17 protein-coding genes and 1 riboswitch are annotated in these 16855 nt (G+C 57.6%); of the genes, 9 read left to right on the top strand and 8 right to left on the bottom strand.

Going from position 1 to position 16855, the window contains the following annotated elements:
- Positions 1 to 28 precede the first annotated feature (28 nt).
- Positions 29 to 166, top strand: a riboswitch (molybdenum cofactor riboswitch).
- From moaA to PGR10_RS15225, 6 genes are all read left to right on the top strand, one after another.
- Positions 154 to 1143, top strand: coding sequence for a GTP 3',8-cyclase MoaA (gene moaA, locus PGR10_RS15250; protein ID WP_430923729.1), 990 nt, complete (start codon positions 154 to 156; stop codon positions 1141 to 1143). It overlaps the preceding riboswitch by 13 nt.
- A gap of 23 nt (positions 1144 to 1166) precedes the next feature.
- The gene (gene moaB / locus PGR10_RS15245) at positions 1167 to 1679 is read left to right on the top strand and encodes a molybdenum cofactor biosynthesis protein B (protein ID WP_015367606.1); all 513 of its coding nucleotides are present in this window, start codon (positions 1167 to 1169) and stop codon (positions 1677 to 1679) included.
- Positions 1680 to 1682: 3 nt separating this feature from the next.
- Positions 1683 to 2171 carry a cyclic pyranopterin monophosphate synthase MoaC gene (gene moaC / locus PGR10_RS15240; protein ID WP_015367605.1) on the top strand — a complete coding sequence of 163 codons (489 nt, stop codon included), beginning with the start codon at positions 1683 to 1685 and terminating at the stop codon, positions 2169 to 2171.
- Positions 2164 to 2412: a molybdopterin synthase sulfur carrier subunit gene (gene moaD, locus PGR10_RS15235; protein WP_015367604.1), complete on the top strand. Its 249-nt coding sequence runs from the start codon at positions 2164 to 2166 to the stop codon at positions 2410 to 2412. The genes moaC and moaD overlap by 8 nt, the downstream gene beginning before the upstream one ends.
- 1 nt (position 2413) lies before the next feature.
- Entirely contained in the window at positions 2414 to 2866 is a 453-nt protein-coding gene (moaE, locus tag PGR10_RS15230; RefSeq protein WP_032707649.1) for a molybdopterin synthase catalytic subunit MoaE, read from the top strand.
- Between the two features lie 44 nt (positions 2867 to 2910).
- Complete coding sequence (locus PGR10_RS15225) at positions 2911 to 3615, top strand: Bax inhibitor-1/YccA family protein (RefSeq protein WP_015367602.1); 705 nt, start codon at positions 2911 to 2913, stop codon at positions 3613 to 3615.
- Between the two features lie 92 nt (positions 3616 to 3707).
- On the opposite strand, the gene PGR10_RS15220 is transcribed toward PGR10_RS15225, so the two are convergent.
- Genes PGR10_RS15220 through PGR10_RS15210 form a run of 3 tightly spaced genes read right to left on the bottom strand, consistent with a single transcriptional unit; the run spans position 3708 to position 6672 of the window.
- Complete coding sequence (locus PGR10_RS15220; RefSeq protein WP_430923728.1) at positions 3708 to 4673, bottom strand: lysylphosphatidylglycerol synthase domain-containing protein; 966 nt, start codon at positions 4671 to 4673, stop codon at positions 3708 to 3710.
- Positions 4670 to 5914, bottom strand: coding sequence for a cardiolipin synthase ClsB (clsB, locus tag PGR10_RS15215; protein WP_430923727.1), 1245 nt, complete (start codon positions 5912 to 5914; stop codon positions 4670 to 4672). The genes PGR10_RS15220 and clsB overlap by 4 nt, the downstream gene beginning before the upstream one ends.
- Positions 5911 to 6672, bottom strand: a complete 762-nt coding sequence (locus PGR10_RS15210; protein WP_087860032.1) for an endonuclease/exonuclease/phosphatase family protein — start codon at positions 6670 to 6672, stop codon at positions 5911 to 5913. Before PGR10_RS15210 ends, clsB begins: the two co-directional genes overlap by 4 nt.
- 131 nt (positions 6673 to 6803) lie before the next feature.
- On the opposite strand from PGR10_RS15210, the gene PGR10_RS15205 reads away from it, so the two are divergent.
- Positions 6804 to 7214, top strand: coding sequence for a YbhQ family protein (locus PGR10_RS15205; RefSeq protein WP_087860031.1), 411 nt, complete (start codon positions 6804 to 6806; stop codon positions 7212 to 7214).
- Here the strand turns inward: PGR10_RS15205 and PGR10_RS15200 are convergent.
- The 5 genes from PGR10_RS15200 to cecR form a co-directional block, all read right to left on the bottom strand.
- Positions 7176 to 8282, bottom strand: coding sequence for an ABC transporter permease (locus tag PGR10_RS15200; RefSeq protein WP_045395047.1), 1107 nt, complete (start codon positions 8280 to 8282; stop codon positions 7176 to 7178). The genes PGR10_RS15205 and PGR10_RS15200 overlap by 39 nt on opposite strands.
- An 88-nt stretch (positions 8283 to 8370) precedes the next feature.
- On the bottom strand, positions 8371 to 9504 hold the full coding sequence (locus tag PGR10_RS15195; RefSeq protein ID WP_430923726.1) for an ABC transporter permease: 1134 nt from the start codon (positions 9502 to 9504) through the stop codon (positions 8371 to 8373).
- On the bottom strand, positions 9494 to 11233 hold the full coding sequence (locus PGR10_RS15190) for an ATP-binding cassette domain-containing protein (protein ID WP_430923725.1): 1740 nt from the start codon (positions 11231 to 11233) through the stop codon (positions 9494 to 9496). Before PGR10_RS15190 ends, PGR10_RS15195 begins: the two co-directional genes overlap by 11 nt.
- On the bottom strand, positions 11226 to 12218 hold the full coding sequence (gene hlyD / locus PGR10_RS15185) for a secretion protein HlyD (RefSeq protein ID WP_430923724.1): 993 nt from the start codon (positions 12216 to 12218) through the stop codon (positions 11226 to 11228). The genes PGR10_RS15190 and hlyD overlap by 8 nt, the downstream gene beginning before the upstream one ends.
- Positions 12215 to 12892 carry a transcriptional regulator CecR gene (cecR, locus tag PGR10_RS15180; RefSeq protein WP_213317771.1) on the bottom strand — a complete coding sequence of 226 codons (678 nt, stop codon included), beginning with the start codon at positions 12890 to 12892 and terminating at the stop codon, positions 12215 to 12217. Before cecR ends, hlyD begins: the two co-directional genes overlap by 4 nt.
- A gap of 259 nt (positions 12893 to 13151) precedes the next feature.
- On the opposite strand from cecR, the gene rhlE reads away from it, so the two are divergent.
- Both rhlE and dinG read left to right on the top strand, forming a co-directional pair.
- Positions 13152 to 14495 (top strand): ATP-dependent RNA helicase RhlE, encoded by a 1344-nt coding sequence (gene rhlE, locus PGR10_RS15175; protein ID WP_430923723.1) that lies wholly within the window; start codon positions 13152 to 13154, stop codon positions 14493 to 14495.
- A gap of 195 nt (positions 14496 to 14690) precedes the next feature.
- Positions 14691 to 16835 carry an ATP-dependent DNA helicase DinG gene (gene dinG / locus PGR10_RS15170; RefSeq protein WP_015367590.1) on the top strand — a complete coding sequence of 715 codons (2145 nt, stop codon included), beginning with the start codon at positions 14691 to 14693 and terminating at the stop codon, positions 16833 to 16835.
- Positions 16836 to 16855 lie beyond the last annotated feature (20 nt).

The following is a 16855-nucleotide window of genomic DNA, read 5'->3' as shown; positions in this document are numbered from 1 at the left end:
GAAACCATCGTGAAAGCGCTACTATCGGCATAACCACTAACACTCTAGCCTTAGTACCTGTGTCGCAAGATATGGTGCTCTGGCCGCGGCAGCCGCGCTGTCGCCAGGGCGTGGAAAGAAATGACCACGCCTCCCGTACTTGGAAAGGTGTATATGGCCTCACAGCTTACTGATGCATTTGCGCGTAAGTTTTATTACTTGCGCCTGTCGATTACCGACGTGTGTAACTTTCGTTGCACCTACTGCCTGCCGGACGGCTACAAGCCCGGCACCGTGACCAACAAGGGCTTTCTTAGCGTAGACGAAGTGCGACGCGTCACGCGCGCATTTTCCGCCCTGGGCACGGAAAAAGTCCGCCTCACCGGCGGCGAACCCTCTTTACGTCGCGACTTTACCGAGATTATTGCCGCCGTGCGTGAAAACAGCGCGATTCGTCAGATTGCGGTGACCACCAACGGTTATCGTCTGGCGCGCGATGTCGAACGCTGGCGCGATGCCGGGCTGACGGCGATTAACGTCAGCGTTGATAGCCTCGACGCTCGCCAGTTCCATGCCATTACCGGTCAGGATAAATTCCAACAGGTGATGGACGGCATTGACGCTGCGTTTGCCGCCGGCTTTGAAAAGGTAAAGGTCAACACCGTGCTGATGCGTGATGTCAACCATCACCAGCTCGATACCTTCCTCGCGTGGATCAAACCACGTCATATTCAACTGCGTTTTATTGAGTTAATGGAAACCGGCGAAGGCAGCGATCTGTTCCGCCGCCACCATATCTCCGGCATGGTGCTGCGCGATGAACTGCTGCGTCGCGGCTGGATCCATCAGATCCGTCAGCGAAGCGATGGCCCGGCACAGGTCTTTTGCCATCCGGATTACGCCGGCGAAATCGGCTTGATCATGCCGTATGAAAAAGACTTCTGCGCCACCTGTAACCGTCTTCGCGTCTCATCCGTTGGCAAACTGCACCTGTGTCTGTTCGGCGAAGGCGGCGTAGATCTGCGCGACCTGATGGCCGAGGACGAGCAGCAGGCCGCGCTGGAAGCGCGGATAGCCGAAGCCTTAACCCATAAAAAGCAGACCCATTTCCTGCATCAGGGCAACACCGGTATTACGCAGAACCTGTCGTATATTGGCGGATAATCGTTTTCGAAAGGAGCATTCAGATGAGCCAGGCTAGCGCTGAGTTTATCCCGACCCGTATTGCTATTCTTACCGTTTCCAACCGCCGCGGCGAAGAGGACGATACCTCCGGCCACTGGCTGCGCGATGCGCTGCACGAAGCGGGACATACCCTCGTCGATAAGGCGATTGTGAAAGAGAACCGCTACGCGATTCGCGCCCAGGTTTCGGCGTGGATTGCCAGCGATGAGGTGCAGGTGGTGTTGATCACCGGTGGTACCGGTTTTACCGATGGCGATCAGGCGCCGGAAGCGCTGCTGCCGCTGTTTGACCGCGAGGTCGAAGGTTTTGGCGAAGTGTTCCGTATGCTCTCCTTTGAAGAGATAGGCACCTCGACGCTGCAGTCCCGCGCCGTTGCCGGCGTTGCCAACCGCACGCTGATTTTCGCGATGCCGGGCTCGACCAAGGCCTGCGCCACCGCGTGGGAAAATATTATCGCGCCACAGCTGGATGCGCGCACTCGCCCGTGCAACTTCATTCCTCATTTAAAGAAATAGTTTATGTCACAACTGACCCACATTAACGCCGCGGGCGAAGCCCACATGGTTGACGTCTCCGGCAAAGCGGAAACGGTGCGTGAGGCGCGCGCTGAGGCTTACGTCGAAATGCAGGCCGCAACGCTTGCGATGATTATCGACGGCAGCCACCATAAAGGCGATGTATTCGCCACCGCGCGTATCGCCGGGATTCAGGCCGCGAAACGTACCTGGGAGCTGATCCCGCTGTGTCATCCGCTGATGCTCAGCAAAGTAGAAGTGAACCTGCAGGCGCAGCCTGAGCATAACCGCGTGCGCATTGAGTCACTCTGCCGCCTGACCGGTAAAACTGGCGTAGAAATGGAAGCGCTGACCGCGGCCTCGGTTGCCGCGCTGACTATCTACGATATGTGTAAAGCGGTACAAAAAGATATGGTGATTGGTCCGGTACGTCTGCTGGCGAAAAGCGGCGGCAAGTCCGGCGATTTTAAGGTGGAGGAAGCCCATGATTAACGTCCTGTTTTTTGCCCAGGTGCGCGAACTGGTTGGCACCGATACCCTGACACTCGACGCCAGCGAACTGCCGACCGTTGAAGCCGTGCGTCAGCAGCTTGCCGCGCGCGGAGACCGCTGGGCGCTGGCGCTGGAAGAAGGAAAATTGCTGGCGGCAGTCAATCAGACGCTGACCTCGTTTGACCATCCGGTCGCGAGCGGCGACGAAGTGGCGTTTTTCCCGCCGGTCACCGGGGGCTAAGATGACGCAAACTCGTATCGTGGTTAGCCCGGCGCGCTTTTGCGTCGGCGATGAGTATCCGTGGCTGGCCGAGCGCGATGAAGACGGCGCGGTGGTCACCTTCACCGGCAAAGTGCGTAATCACAATCTCGGCGACAGCGTGAAAGCGCTGACCCTGGAGCACTATCCTGGCATGACCGAGAAATCGCTGGCGGAAATCGTCGAACAGGCGCGGGAGCGTTGGCCGCTTGGCCGGGTGACGGTTATCCATCGCATTGGCGAAATGTGGCCGGGCGAAGAGATTGTTTTTGTTGGCGTGACCAGCGCCCACCGCGGCAGCGCCTTCGCCGCCGGCGAGTTCATTATGGATTACCTGAAAACCCGCGCGCCGTTCTGGAAACGCGAGGCGACGCCGGAAGGCGAACGCTGGGTCGATGCCCGCGATAGCGATCACCAGGCGGCAGAGCGCTGGTAGTGTGATACGCTTATTGAGAGAAACTTGTTAATCAGGAGATAGTCATGGACAGATTCCCTCGTTCCGATTCCATTGTTCAGAGCCGCAGCGGCCTGCAGACCTATATGGCGCAGGTTTACGGCTGGATGACGGTCGGGTTGTTGTTAACCGCGTTTATCGCGTGGTTTGCGGCGAATACCCCGGCGGTCATGATGTTCGTCTTTTCAAGCAAAATCACTTTCTTCGGGCTGATCATCGCCCAACTGGCGCTGGTGTTTGTGCTCTCGGGGATGGTGCAGCGCTTAAGCGCGGGTATGGCAACGACGCTATTTATGCTTTATTCGGCGCTGACCGGGCTAACGTTAGCGAGCATTTTTATCGTTTATACCTATTCGTCTATCGCCAGCACTTTTGTGGTCACCGGCGGGATGTTCGGGGCGATGAGCCTGTATGGTTACACCACCAAGCGCGATCTGAGCGGCTTCGGCAGCATGCTGTTTATGGGGCTGATTGGTATCGTGCTGGCGTCGTTGGTTAACCTGTGGCTGAAGAGCGAAGCGCTGATGTGGGCGGTAACCTACATTGGGGTGCTGGTGTTCGTCGGCCTGACCGCCTACGACACCCAGAAGCTGAAAAACATCGGCGAGCAGATTGATACCCGCGATAGCGCCACGCTGCGTAAATACTCGATTCTCGGCGCTTTAACGCTGTATCTGGACTTTATCAACCTGTTCCTGATGCTGCTGCGTATCTTCGGCAACCGCCGTTAATCTTATCCCGGATAGCGGCGCGATGCGCCTTATCCGGGCTACCAATCCAGGCAATCCGCAAAATGTCGCCCGGTAAGCGCAACCGGGCCGTTTCATCCGCGGGCCAGCTTGCGCTCGTTTTTCTGCCGCAGCTTTTTCGCCCGACTCTCCAGCACCAGATAGGCGATGGTCGCCAGCAGCAGCGGCAGAAAATAGTACAGCGCGCGCCACGCCAGCAGAGCGGCAATTATCGCCCCCTTCGAAATCGACTCGCCGGAGAGCATGGCGATAAACACCGCCTCCAGCACGCCAATTCCGGCGGGAATATGAACGATCACGCCGGCGATACTGCTCACCAGCAACACGCCCAGCACCAGAAAATAGTTAATCTCGCTGCCCAGGAGCAGCCAGATAATCGCCCCCATCACCATCCAGTTCGCCGCGGAAATCCCTATCTGTAGTAGAGCGAAACGAAAAGAGGGCAGCACCAGCCGCTGCCCCTTAATCGTCATGTGGCGGCGTTTAGCGAAGGCGCAAGCGAAAAGATAGAGCAGGGTAAAAAGCAGCAGAACGCCGCCAATAATTCGTAACGTAGTTTGACTGATGTACCAGTGCGGCGGCAGCGTCACCAGATTCGCGGTGAATATGACGCCGCCCAGCAGAATATAGCCCAGCCAGTTGGTGGTAATGCTAAGCGAGAAAATACGGGTAATGGTGCTGCCGTTCAGCCCTAGCCGCGAGTATAGCCGATAGCGCATTCCGATCCCGCCAACCCAGGTGCTCAGCGTCAGGTTAAAGGCGTAGCAGATAAACGATACCAGCATCACCTGTTTTTTTGCCAGCTTATGGCCGCACCAGGCGCGCCCGAGCAGATCGTAGCAGCCATAAATCAGGTAGCTGACGATAACCAACCCAACGGCGCTAAATAGCGCCAGACGATCGTAGCCGCGGATAACCCTCCATACATCCTGCCAGTCGACCTTTTGCGCGTAAATCACCAGCAATACGATGACGGCGATAAAAAAGAGCACGGTCAGCACTCTTTTCGCCATCCGCCAGCGGGGATGCGATTTGCTCATAGCGGATTGTCTCTGGTTTGCGTTTCTACCCGATCCTGGGTTTCAATTTCCGGCTGCACCGGCGGGCTGACCCTGGCCAATTGCGGGGTGTGCGCCGGCAGCCAACCGACCCAGGCGGGGAAATGGCGCAAAAAGTGGAAGGCCAGCACGCTGACGCCGAGCCGCCACCAGTTGCGTTTTGGCAGCATGGAGTTATCTATTTGCTGGCAGTCCCTGGCGATAAGGCCGTTGAGGTTATCGCGCAGGGTCTGGTTGAACTCGCGGTCGTGGATAATCAGATTGGCCTCCAGATTCAGCGACAGACTCAGCGGGTCGAGGTTACTGGAACCGACGGTGGCCCAGTGGTCGTCCGCCAGCGCTACCTTGCCATGCAGCGGACGTCGGCGGTATTCATACACCTGAACGCCGCCTTTAATCAGGTAGTGGTACAGCAGATGGGCGCCAAACTTAACAATCGGAATATCCGGCTCGCCCTGGACAATCAGCTTGACCCGTACGCCGCGCCGGGCGGCATTGCGCATGGCGTGCAGCAGACGGTAGCCGGGAAAGAAATAGGCGTTGGCGATGATGACCTCGCGGCGGGCGCTGGTCAGCATCTTCAGATAGTGCCGTTCAATATCGTCACGATGTTCGTGATTATCGCGCCAGATAAACAGCGCCTGCGCTTCGCCAGGGGTTTGGTTAATTTCCGGCTGATGGCGACGGCGACGCCACCAGCGGCGTGCTGCCTCGCTGGTGGGCAGGTTCTCCAGCTCGAATTGGAGAATATCGAGCACCACCGGCCCCTCAACCTGCACGGCATAATCCTGTTTCGCCTCCGGACCGTAATCGCTCATGTGCTCGGCAGAGTAGTTGATGCCGCCGACAAACGCCGTTGTGTCGTCAATCACCACGATTTTTCGATGCATGCGGCGGAATAAATTGGTACGCATACCCATTAGCCGCGGGCGCGGATCGTAGTAGCGGAAGACCACGCCAGCGGCGGTGAGTTCGCCGACGAACTCATCGCTGAGATCAGGCGAGCCGTAGCCGTCGAGCAGTACTTCCACCTGAATCCCCCGGCGGGCGGCTTTCAGCAGCACCGCATGCAGGCGCCAGCCCACCTCATCTTCAAACCAGATAAAGGATTCAAGGATCACCTTGCGCTGCGCGCGGCCAATGGCGGCGAATAACGCCGGATAATACTGGTCGCCATTCTCCAGTAGGGTAATACGATTGCCTTCCTGCCAGCGACATTTCACAGATGTATCTCCACGCTCAGGGGCGCATGATCGGACAGATGCCGCCAGTGTTTAAGCGCCAGCGCTTTCGGATGGCTGGCATGAGCATTCTTAACGTAAATACGATCGAGTCGCAGCAGCGGGAAAGCGACCGGAAAGGTGCGTAGCGGCCGCCCGCGGGCGCGGGTAAAAATCTCCTCAAGCCCTGCCTGCGCTTTTAATGGCTGATTAGCCTGCTGGCGCCAGTCGTTGAAGTCGCCAGCTACCACCACCGGATCGTCTGCCGGTAGCGTATTGACCCATTCCGCCAGCATCGTTAGCTGCGCCTGCCGCTGGTGCGTGCGAAGACCGAGATGCACGCAGATGACGTGGATCGTCACGCCGCTGTGCGGAGGTACGATGCGACAGTAAAGCAGGCCTCGTTTTTCGCCATTGCCGACCGAAATATCGCGATTTTCATAGTATTCAATGGGAAAGCGCGACAGCACGGCATTGCCGTGATGACCCTCGGGGTAGACCGCGTTGCGCCCGTATGCGTAATCGCTCCACATGGTGTCGGCAAGAAACTCGTAATGGGTGGTATCAGGCCAGTTTTCGATATGCAAAGGGTGCACTTCGTGCGCGCCCATCACTTCCTGTAGGCAAACTATGTCGGCGCTGACGCTGCGAACGGCCTCGCGCAGTTCGGGCAAAATAAAACGCCGATTAAACGCCGTAAAGCCTTTATGAGTGTTAATTGTCAGCACGTTCACCGAAATTCGCGACGTTGGCTCAGCCATAATTCTCCAGTTAATGTCACTTTCCTGAATAAAATAGTGTAGTAGACGTCACAAAAAGATGCGGTGATACGGAATTTTCCGTAAAGTGCGGTACTCTGAGTAGCAGAGAAAAATCCTTCAGGAGAGAAGCCATGAAGTGGCAACAACGTGTACGCGTCGCAACGGGTCTTAGTTGCTGGCAGATTATGTTGCATCTACTGGTCGTGGCAGTACTGGTGATGGGTTGGATGAGCGGCGCGCTGGTGCGCGTCGGATTAGGGCTGTGCGTACTGTACGGCGTCACGCTGCTGGCGATGCTGTATTTGCAGCGTCACCATGAGGCGCGCTGGCGCGACGTGGGGGACTTCCTTGAGGAGCTCACCACAACCTGGTACTTCGGCGCCGCCATGATAGTGCTCTGGTTGTTGTCGCGCGTGTTGCACAACAACCTGCTGCTGGCCCTCGCCGGGCTGGTCATACTGGCAGGCCCGGCGGTGGTATCGCTGCTGGCGAAAGATAAAAAACTACGCAATCTTTCTTCGGAACATCGCATACGCCGCTGAGCCGGTAGTGGCCGCTATGACTAATAGCGGCCACAAACTTCCCCACACAATCTTCAGACTCGCATCCTTCAGATAAATTTGTTTGGTGATATCGGTAAAGTGCCGGATAGGGTTGATCCAGGTGATGTCCTGCAGCCACTGCGGCATGTTTTCTACCGGTGAAACGTAGCCGGAAAGCAGAATCGCCGGCATCATAAAGACGAACACGCCGATAAATGCCTGCTGCTGGGTTGAACACAGCGAAGAAATCAATAAGCCAAAGCCCACCAGCGATAGACCGTAAATCAGCATGGTGAAATAGAACAGCAGCAGCGAGCCGGCAAATGGGATCTGATAGGCCCAGATGCCGATCGCCAGCACGATAGTCGCCTGCATCGTGGCGACAATCAGCGCCGGTACCGCTTTGCCAACGAAGATTTGCCAGGTGGCGAGCGGTGAAACCAGCAGCTGATCGAGGGTACCCTGTTCGCGCTCGCGTGCCACCGACAGCGAGGTGACGATCATCACCCCGATGGTGGTGATCATGGCGATAAGCGACGGCACCACGAACCATTTATAGTCGAGATTCGGGTTGTACCAGTTGCGCACCACCAGTTCGCTGTTGTTCGGTTTCGCTTTGTCCTGCAGCAGATCCTGCTGATAGTTTTTAACAATCTGCTGTAGATAGTTAGCGGCGATTTGCGCGCTGTTGGAGTTACGCCCGTCGAGCAGTAGCTGTAGCGGGGCGGTTTGGTAGTTGTCGAGATTACGCGAGAAATCTGCCGGGAAGCGCACCACGAGCAGGGCTTTTTGTTCATCGATGGTCGGCTGGATCGCCTGCGGGCTTTTCAGCAGCAGAACGTGGGTAAAGGCTTTGGCGCGGGCAAAGCGCTGGGTGAGCTCCACCGCATGGCGGCCGCTATCTTCGTTATAGATAGCGATGGTAGCGTTGGTCACCTCAAGCGTGGCAGCAAAGGGAAACAGCAGTACCTGAATCAGCACCGGCATGATTAAAATCATCCGCGTTTGCGGTTCGCGCAGTAGCGACTGCAGCTCTTTGCGGATTAATGTCCATAAACGATGAAACATAGAACCTTCCTCATGTCGGACCCGGGCGACCGAAACCTATCGTAGGCCCGTTAAGCGTAGCGCCACCGGGCAAAATTCGAGCGCAGGGTTAATCCAGACGCCGTTTGGTTTTAAGCCACGTCAGGCCGATAAACATCACCGCCGAAGCAATCAAAAACAGCACGTTCACCAGCAGCACCACGGGAATATTGCCCGCCAGAAACAGGCTTTGCAGGGTGTTAACGAAATAACGCGCCGGGATCACGTAGGTCACCGCGCGGATCACCGCCGGCATACTGTCTATCTGGAAAATAAACCCCGACAACATAATCGACGGTAAAAAAGCGGCGTTCAACGCGACCTGCGCGGCGTTAAATTGGTTGCGGGTAATGGTCGAGATCAGTAGCCCCATTCCCAGCGTACTGAGCAAAAACAGACTGGTGATGACAAACAAAATTAGCAGCGAGCCGCGATAGGGCACACCGAGAATAAATACCGATACCAGCATACACAGCAACATCGCCAGCATGCCGAGGAAATAGTAGGGAATTATCTTGCACAGCAGCAGTTCGGCGCGGGTGATTTCGGTGGATAGCAGCGCTTCCATGGTGCCGCGTTCCCATTCGCGCGCTACCACCAGCGAGGTCAATATCGCGCCGACCACGGTCATGATGATGGTAATTGCGCCGGGGATAATAAAGTGCTGACTGATGGCCGCCGGGTTAAACCAGTAGCGCATCTGCACATCAATAAGCGGTTCAAAGGTTTCACCGCGGTCTTCCGCCCGCTGCTGTTGCCAGATCTGCCAGATACCTTCGACGTAGCCCTGCGCGAAGTTAGCGGTGTTAGGCTCGCTGCCGTCGGTAATCAACTGAATCGGCGCATTGGCGCCGGCGCGGGCCATCTGACGGTCAAAATCGACGGGAATGACGACCATCGCGCGAATGCGCCCGGCCTGCATCAGCTCAATCAACTGCTGGCGATTATCGCTGACGGTGGCGTCGATGTAGGGCGAGCCGGTCATGGTATGGACAAAGTCCAGCGCCTCTTCGCTCTGCTGTTCCAGCAATAGGCCGACCCGCAGTTTACTGGAGTCGAGGTTAATGCCGTAGCCGAAGATAAACAGCAGGAGCAGGGGGATCACCACCGCAATCAGCCAACTGCTGGGATCGCGGATAATCTGCCGGGTCTCTTTGACGCACAGCGCGCGAACCCGTCGCCAGGAGAGAATGCTATTGCTCATGACCGTTTTCCTTGTCCCATTGGTTAATCAGGGTAATAAACGCCTGTTCCATGGTGGGATCCGCCTGACTGTCATTCGCTGCCTGCGCCTTCAGCGCGTCCGGCGTGCCGCTGGCGATAAGCTTACCGTGGTAGACCAGCCCGATGCGGTCGCAGTATTCCGCCTCATCCATAAAGTGGGTAGTCACCATCACCGTGACCCCTTTATCGACCATGCTGTTGATATGCAGCCAGAATTCGCGGCGAGTAAGCGGGTCGACGCCGGAGGTGGGTTCATCGAGAAACAGAATGTCGGGTTCATGCATCAGCGAGCAGGCCAACGCCAGCCGCTGCTTGTAGCCGAGCGGTAGCTCGTCGGCGGCGTGGCCGGCGATACTTTTCAGGCCAAAGGCATCGCTCATCCGCGCGATTTTTTCATTTTGCGCCCGGCCGCGTAGGCCGTAAACGCCGGAGAAAAAACGCAGGTTCTGCTCGACGCTGAGGTTGCCGTACAGCGAGAATTTTTGCGCCATATAGCCCAGATGCTGGCGCGCTTTACCGGAGCTAACCTTGAGATCCATGCCCAGCACCAGCGCTTTTCCGTCGGTCGGCACCAGCAGGCCGCACATCATTTTGAAGGTCGTGGATTTGCCGGCGCCGTTGGGGCCGAGCAGGCCGAAAATCTCACCGCGCTTAACCTGGAAATCCACGTGATCGGTGGCGGTGAAATCACCAAACTTTTTCGTTAACGACCGTGCTTCAATGACCGTTTCGTCTTTGCTGCCGTCAACGTGATGAATAATCTCTCCTAACGGCGACTCGGCGGTTCCGGCGCCGCCTAACAGGTCGATAAAGGCGTCTTCAAAACGCGGCGCGGTTTCGGCCACCTGTAGCGGCGGCATGTCGTTATGTTGCTGAACCTCATCAATGCGGGCTTCCTTTTTCAGAATCAAACGCACCGATTTGCCCTGAATCACGCCATCGCTAATTTGCGGGAGTTTCAGCGCTCGCTGCAGCAGGCGGCGGTTGTTTTCCTGTGGGCTGGAGACCAGAAAGCTGCGCCCGGCCATGGTTTGCGTCAGCGCCTTCGGTTCGCCCTGGTAAAGCAATTTACCTTCGTTCATCAGCAGCACATCGCGGCACTGCTCGGCTTCATCGAGATAAGAGGTGCTCCACAAAATAAGCATGCCGTCGCCGGCCAGTTCGTGGACCATCTGCCACAGCTCGCGGCGCGAGATAGGATCGACTCCGACGCCGGGCTCATCTAACAGCAGCACTTTCGGATCGCCTACCAGCGTACAGGCGAGCCCCAGCTTTTGTTTCATGCCGCCGGAGAGTTTGCCGGCTAATCGCCCGGTGAAAGGGCCAAGAGAAGTGAATTCCAGCAGGCGCTCGAATATTTTCTTCCGCGCCTCGCCGGTGACGCTGCGCAGATCGGCGTACAGATTCAGGTTTTCCATCACCGTCAGATCTTCATACAGGCCAAATTTCTGCGGCATATAGCCGAGCGCCGCGTGCAGCGCGCTGTCGTCCTTGAGCGGATCGAAGCCGATTACGCTGGCGCTGCCCTCATCGGGCTTAAGTAAACCGGCCAGCATTCGCATTAGGGTGGTTTTCCCAGCGCCATCGGGGCCGACGAGCCCTGTGACGTAGCCTGAGTGAATCGTACAGTTCAGCGGCGCGACCGCCGGCCTATCCATGCCGGGAAAACGGCGGGTCAGGCCGTTAACGGTAATGACGTCCTTACTCATGCCCGTTTCCGTTGCTGAATGAGACAGTCACTGGCATGCCCTGGCGCAGGGCGCCATCGGCGTCGTTCACCACGATGCGTAGACGGTAGACGAGATCGGTGCGCAAATCCGGTGTTTCCACGGTCTTCGGCGTGAATTCGGCGCTGGGGGAGACAAAGCCGATTTTACCATGATAGGGCTTGTTCGGCTGGCTATCGGTATACAGCAGTACTTCGCGCCCCGGCTGCGCCTGGCCAAGATTTTTCTCGTCAACGTAGGCGCGTACCCAAACCGGATGGGTTAACGATAGCGTCAGCACCGTGCCGCCGGCGTTTAACATGGTGCCGGGTTCGACGGCGCGGGTCATCAAGGTGCCGTCGGAAGGCGCGGTCAGCACGGTATCATGCAGGTCCAGTTTGGCCTGCGCCAGGGCCGCCTGCGCCTGTTCAAGGCTGGCTTTGGCCTGGGCAATTTCCTGCGGGCGGTTACCGGCGCGATATTGACGCAGCTTATCCTGCGCTGACTTTAAGGTCGCCTGCGCCTGATCGCGTGAAGAACGGGCGTTTTCGAGGTCGTTGGCGGAAATCGCGCTGCTGGCGCGCAGACCGAGCTGCCGTTGATAAAAATTCTGCGCGTAGACCCAGGCGGCCTGCGCTTGATTAACCGCGGCCGCCGCCTGCGCAATCTCTTCGGCACGATAACCCGCCATCATCAAATCGTACTGTGCCTGGGCGGTAGAGACGTTGGCCTGCGCTTGCTGCAGCGCGTTTTCATACGGCGCGCGGTCCAGTTCGCCGAGAGTTTGCCCGCGGCGAATTTCATCGCCTTCATCGACGTTCAGGGCTGCCAGCCGTCCGCCGACGCGGAAGCTCATATTCACAGTACGAATATCGACATTGCCATAGAGAGTGAGATCTTTCGCTTGGCTGCTTTGATACCACCACCAGCCGCCGCCGATCGCGGCGAGCACGATGACGACCAGTAGAACGACGACGGGTTTTTTCATGATCCCAGGCTCCTTTGCGCTAACCCTTGCAGAATGAAATCGATATGACAGGTAATCACCTGAAAAATTTGTTCAGCCTTTTGTTGATCGAACTGCGCCCAGCCGGTACGCAGTAAAATGGTTTCCCGCCCGAGCCGGAAGGCCAGTACCTCGCCAAGCAGGGCGTGGGTGTGCAGAATCATCTGCGTATCGTTGGCATCGCGCCCGGTCCAGGCGGCGATAAGCCGGGTCAAATAGCTATGTAGCGGGGCGATAACCTGCTGGTGAATAAGCTGGTAAGCCGCGGTTGGCGAGAGCTGCTCGCGAGAGATAAATTTGCTGAGGTTGACCGTATCGTCCTGGGTTAGCAGCAGACTCATATCGCGACAGCTGCGCAGAATCAATTCCCGCAGCGCCGGTTTGTCTGGCTTCGTCTGGGCGAGCAGGGCTTCGGCCGCTTCGGCATGCGGGCGGAAATTCTCGCCGATACAGTCGGCGATCCACTGCGCGCAGGCGAGATACAGGTCGTCTTTCGAACCGAAATAATAGGTGATGGCGGCGATATTTTGCCCGGCCTGCGCGGCGATATCGCGGGTCGTCGCATGGAGGCCATACTCGCCGAATTGCGCGATAGCGGCGGCGATAAGCTGGTTTTTGGCTTGTTCGCCTTTACTGGTCACGGAAGTATTATTCATCGCGCCTAAAAAAATTAATCAATCGATTGATTAAGAATAGGGGCGATTCGCTGAACTGTCCACAATGGTGAATACTAAAAGTGACCCGGCGCAAGCGAGCATTATTTTGCTGGTAATTCCTGCGGGGATATTTTATGCGGTTCGTCACAAAATCTGCTAGACTGCGCCCCTTCATGGCATTGTGGTTTTTGCCATCTCTATCGCAATAATCTCCCTGAAAACTACGCCCTTAAACGGGCCGGGGCGGTTCGGAGTTGTTATGTCTTTTGATTCCCTTGGCCTGAATCCCGATATCCTGCGCGCCGTCGCCGAGCAGGGTTACGTTGAGCCGACCCCTATCCAGCAGCAGGCGATCCCGGCAGTACTGCAGGGCCGCGATCTGATGGCCAGCGCCCAGACCGGGACCGGCAAAACCGCCGGTTTTACGCTGCCGCTGCTGCAGCGCCTGACCCAGGAGCAACCGCACGCGAAGGGGCGCCGTCCGGTGCGCGCCCTGATCCTGACGCCGACCCGCGAACTGGCGGCGCAGGTGGGCGAGAACGTCCGCGACTACAGCAAATATCTGAATATCCGCTCGCTGGTGGTCTTCGGCGGCGTGAGCATCAACCCGCAGATGATGAAACTGCGCGGCGGTGTCGATATCCTCGTCGCCACCCCGGGCCGTCTGCTGGACCTTGAACATCAGAACGCGGTCAGCCTGGATAAAGTTGAAGTGCTGGTACTGGATGAAGCCGACCGCATGCTGGATATGGGCTTTATCCACGACATTCGCCGCGTGCTGGCTAAACTGCCGCCGCGTCGTCAAAACCTGCTGTTCTCCGCTACCTTCTCCGACGAAATCAAAGCGCTGGCGGAAAAACTGCTGCATAACCCGCTGGAAGTCGAAGTGGCGCGCCGCAACACCGCCTCTGAGCAGATCACCCAGCACGTTCACTTTGTGGATAAGAAACGTAAGCGTGAACTGCTCTCGCAGCTGATTGGCGAAGGCAACTGGCAGCAGGTGCTGGTCTTTACCCGCACCAAGCACGGCGCCAACCATCTGGCGGAGCAGCTGAATAAAGACGGTATCCGTAGCGCCGCCATCCACGGCAATAAGAGCCAGGGAGCGCGTACCCGTGCGCTGGCTGACTTTAAATCCGGCGGCATTCGTGTGCTGGTCGCCACCGACATCGCCGCGCGCGGGCTCGACATCGAAGAGCTGCCGCACGTGGTTAACTATGAGTTGCCGAACGTGCCGGAAGATTACGTGCATCGTATTGGCCGTACCGGCCGCGCGGCGGCGACCGGCGAAGCGCTGTCGCTGGTCTGCGTGGACGAGCATAAGCTGCTGCGTGATATCGAACGCCTGCTGAAAAAAGAGATCCCGCGTATTGCTATTGCCGGTTACGAGCCGGATCCGTCGATTAAAGCGGAGCCGATTCAAAACGGTCGTCAGCAGCGTGGCGGCGGCGGTGGTCGCGGTCAGGGGCAAGGACGCGGCGGTCAGAGCCAGGGCCGTAGCCAGCAGGCGCCGCGTCGTCAGGATGGCGAAGCGCCGAGAGCGCGTACCCAGGACGGTAAACCACCGCGTCGTCGTCGCCCACGTAAACCTGCCGGCGAATAAGACGCTGTTGCCTGGGACGATAAAGCGCTCAGGCATCATCACGGCTCGTTTGTCCGCATGCGCGGCGGCGGGCCGTTTCTTTGCCGTTCATTGCGTTTTTTATCGAGCGCGATTCCACCCTCTACAGAAAGCAATACCTCCTGGCCGGCAAAAATGGCACAATAGTGGCTGTTTATACAGTATTCAGGTTTTCTCATGGCTTTGACCGCTGCGCTTAAAGCGCAAATCGCCGCCTGGTATAAGGCGCTTCAGGAACAGATCCCGGACTTTATCCCCCGAGCCCCGCAGCGGCAGATGATCGCCGATGTGGCGAAAACGCTCGCCGGGGAAGAGGGACGGCATCTGGCTATCGAAGCGCCGACCGGCGTCGGCAAAACGCTGTCATATCTGATCCCCGGCATCGCCATCGCCCGTGAGGAACAAAAAACGCTGGTGGTCAGTACCGCCAACGTCGCGCTGCAGGATCAAATCTACAGTAAAGACCTGCCGTTGCTGCGCAAGATTATTCCCGACCTGCGCTTTACCGCCGCCTTTGGTCGCGGCCGCTACGTTTGTCCGCGTAATCTGGCGGCGCTGGCCAGCACCGAGGCGACGCAGCAGGACCTGCTGGCGTTCCTCGATGACGATCTGACGCCAAAAAACCAGGCCGAACAAAAACTGTGCGCGACGCTGAAAACCGATCTCGACGGCTATAAATGGGACGGCCTGCGCGACCATACCGACAAGCCCATTGATGACGCCCTGTGGGGACGGCTGAGCACCGATAAAGCCAGTTGTCTTAACCGCAACTGCCACTACTACCGTGAATGCCCATTTTTCGTGGCCCGCCGCGAAATTCAGGAAGCGGAAGTGGTGGTGGCCAACCATGCGTTGGTGATGGCGGCCATGGAGAGCGAAGCGGTGCTGCCGGAGCCGAAAAATCTGCTGCTGGTGCTCGACGAAGGCCACCATCTGCCGGACGTCGCCCGCGACGCCTTAGAGATGAGCGCGGAAATAACCGCGCCCTGGTACCGGCTGCAGTTGGATCTGTTCAGCAAGCTGGTGGCGACCTGCATGGAGCAGTTCCGTCCGAAGACCACACCGCCGTTGGCCAATCCGGAACGGTTGAACGAACACTGCGAAGAGCTGTATGAGCTTATCGCCTCGCTCAATAATATTCTCAATCTCTATATGCCTGCCGCTCAGGAGGCGGAGCATCGCTTCCCAATGGGCGAACTGCCGCAGGAAGTGATGGAGATTTGCCAGCGGCTGGCCAAGCTCACCGAAATGCTGCGCGGGTTGGCGGAGCTGTTTCTCAACGATCTCAGCGAAAAGACCGGCAGCCACGACGTGGTGCGTCTGCATCGTATCCTGCTGCAGATGAACCGGGCCCTTGGCATGTTCGAAAGCCAGAGCAAGCTGTGGCGGCTGGCCTCAATGGCGCAGTCTTCCGGCGCGCCGGTGACCAAGTGGGCCACCCGTGAGATTCGCGATGGCCAGATCCATGTCTGGTTCCACTGCGTCGGGATCCGCGTCAGCGATCAGCTTGAACGCCTGCTATGGCGCAGCGTGCCGCATATTGTCGTCACCTCGGCGACCCTGCGTTCGTTGAATAGCTTTTCGCGACTGCAGGAGATGAGCGGTCTGAAGGAAAAAGCGGGCGATCGTTTCGTGGCGCTGGACTCGCCGTTCAATCACGTCGAGCAGGGAAAAATTATTATTCCGCAGATGCGCTATGAGCCGCTTATTGATAACGAAGAGCAGCACATCGCCGAAATGGCGGCTTTTTTCCGTGAACAGGTCGAGAGCAAAAAGCATCTTGGTATGCTGGTGCTGTTCGCCAGCGGGCGTGCCATGAATCGCTTTCTGGAACATGTTACCGATCTGCGCCTGATGCTGCTGGTGCAGGGTGACCAGCCGCGCTATCGGCTGGTCGAGCTGCATCGTAAACGCGTTGAAGGCGGCGAGCGCAGCGTGCTGGTTGGCCTGCAATCTTTTGCCGAAGGGCTGGATTTAAAAGGCGAGCTGTTAAGCCAGGTGCATATCCATAAAATCGCCTTCCCGCCGATCGACAGCCCGGTGGTGATCACCGAAGGCGAGTGGTTGAAAAGCCTCAACCGCTATCCCTTCGAGGTGCAAAGCCTGCCGAGCGCTTCATTCAACCTGATTCAACAGGTCGGGCGCCTGATACGTAGCCATCAGTGCTGGGGCGAAGTCATTATTTACGATAAGCGTCTGTTGACTAAAAATTACGGCGCGCGATTGTTAAATGCGTTACCGGTATTTCCCATAGAGCAGCCGGGCGTTCCCGAGGTTATAGTAAAAAGCAAAGCAAAACAGACGCGTCGCCGACGCCGCTAAGCGCATAAGCGGTGCGGTCG

The organism is Klebsiella sp. 141198, from assembly GCF_050600785.1.
Lineage (GTDB): Bacteria > Pseudomonadota > Gammaproteobacteria > Enterobacterales > Enterobacteriaceae > Klebsiella > Klebsiella aerogenes.
Note: the sequence above shows the minus strand (reverse complement) of the source record. Positions and strands in the feature narration are given on the sequence as shown.

Excerpts from the sequence above, each read along its gene's own strand:
- moaA (WP_430923729.1), top strand. The coding sequence starts at position 154 with ATGGCCTCACAGCTTACTGATGCATTTGCGCGTAAGTTTTATTACTTG.
- moaB (WP_015367606.1), top strand. The coding sequence starts at position 1,167 with ATGAGCCAGGCTAGCGCTGAGTTTATCCCGACCCGTATTGCTATTCTT.
- moaC (WP_015367605.1), top strand. The coding sequence starts at position 1,683 with ATGTCACAACTGACCCACATTAACGCCGCGGGCGAAGCCCACATGGTT.
- moaD (WP_015367604.1), top strand. The coding sequence starts at position 2,164 with ATGATTAACGTCCTGTTTTTTGCCCAGGTGCGCGAACTGGTTGGCACC.
- moaE (WP_032707649.1), top strand. The coding sequence starts at position 2,414 with ATGACGCAAACTCGTATCGTGGTTAGCCCGGCGCGCTTTTGCGTCGGC.
- PGR10_RS15225 (WP_015367602.1), top strand. The coding sequence starts at position 2,911 with ATGGACAGATTCCCTCGTTCCGATTCCATTGTTCAGAGCCGCAGCGGC.
- PGR10_RS15220 (WP_430923728.1), bottom strand. The coding sequence starts at position 4,673 with ATGAGCAAATCGCATCCCCGCTGGCGGATGGCGAAAAGAGTGCTGACC.
- PGR10_RS15210 (WP_087860032.1), bottom strand. The coding sequence starts at position 6,672 with ATGGCTGAGCCAACGTCGCGAATTTCGGTGAACGTGCTGACAATTAAC.
- PGR10_RS15205 (WP_087860031.1), top strand. The coding sequence starts at position 6,804 with ATGAAGTGGCAACAACGTGTACGCGTCGCAACGGGTCTTAGTTGCTGG.
- PGR10_RS15200 (WP_045395047.1), bottom strand. The coding sequence starts at position 8,282 with ATGTTTCATCGTTTATGGACATTAATCCGCAAAGAGCTGCAGTCGCTA.
- PGR10_RS15195 (WP_430923726.1), bottom strand. The coding sequence starts at position 9,504 with ATGAGCAATAGCATTCTCTCCTGGCGACGGGTTCGCGCGCTGTGCGTC.
- PGR10_RS15190 (WP_430923725.1), bottom strand. The coding sequence starts at position 11,233 with ATGAGTAAGGACGTCATTACCGTTAACGGCCTGACCCGCCGTTTTCCC.
- hlyD (WP_430923724.1), bottom strand. The coding sequence starts at position 12,218 with ATGAAAAAACCCGTCGTCGTTCTACTGGTCGTCATCGTGCTCGCCGCG.
- cecR (WP_213317771.1), bottom strand. The coding sequence starts at position 12,892 with ATGAATAATACTTCCGTGACCAGTAAAGGCGAACAAGCCAAAAACCAG.
- rhlE (WP_430923723.1), top strand. The coding sequence starts at position 13,152 with ATGTCTTTTGATTCCCTTGGCCTGAATCCCGATATCCTGCGCGCCGTC.
- dinG (WP_015367590.1), top strand. The coding sequence starts at position 14,691 with ATGGCTTTGACCGCTGCGCTTAAAGCGCAAATCGCCGCCTGGTATAAG.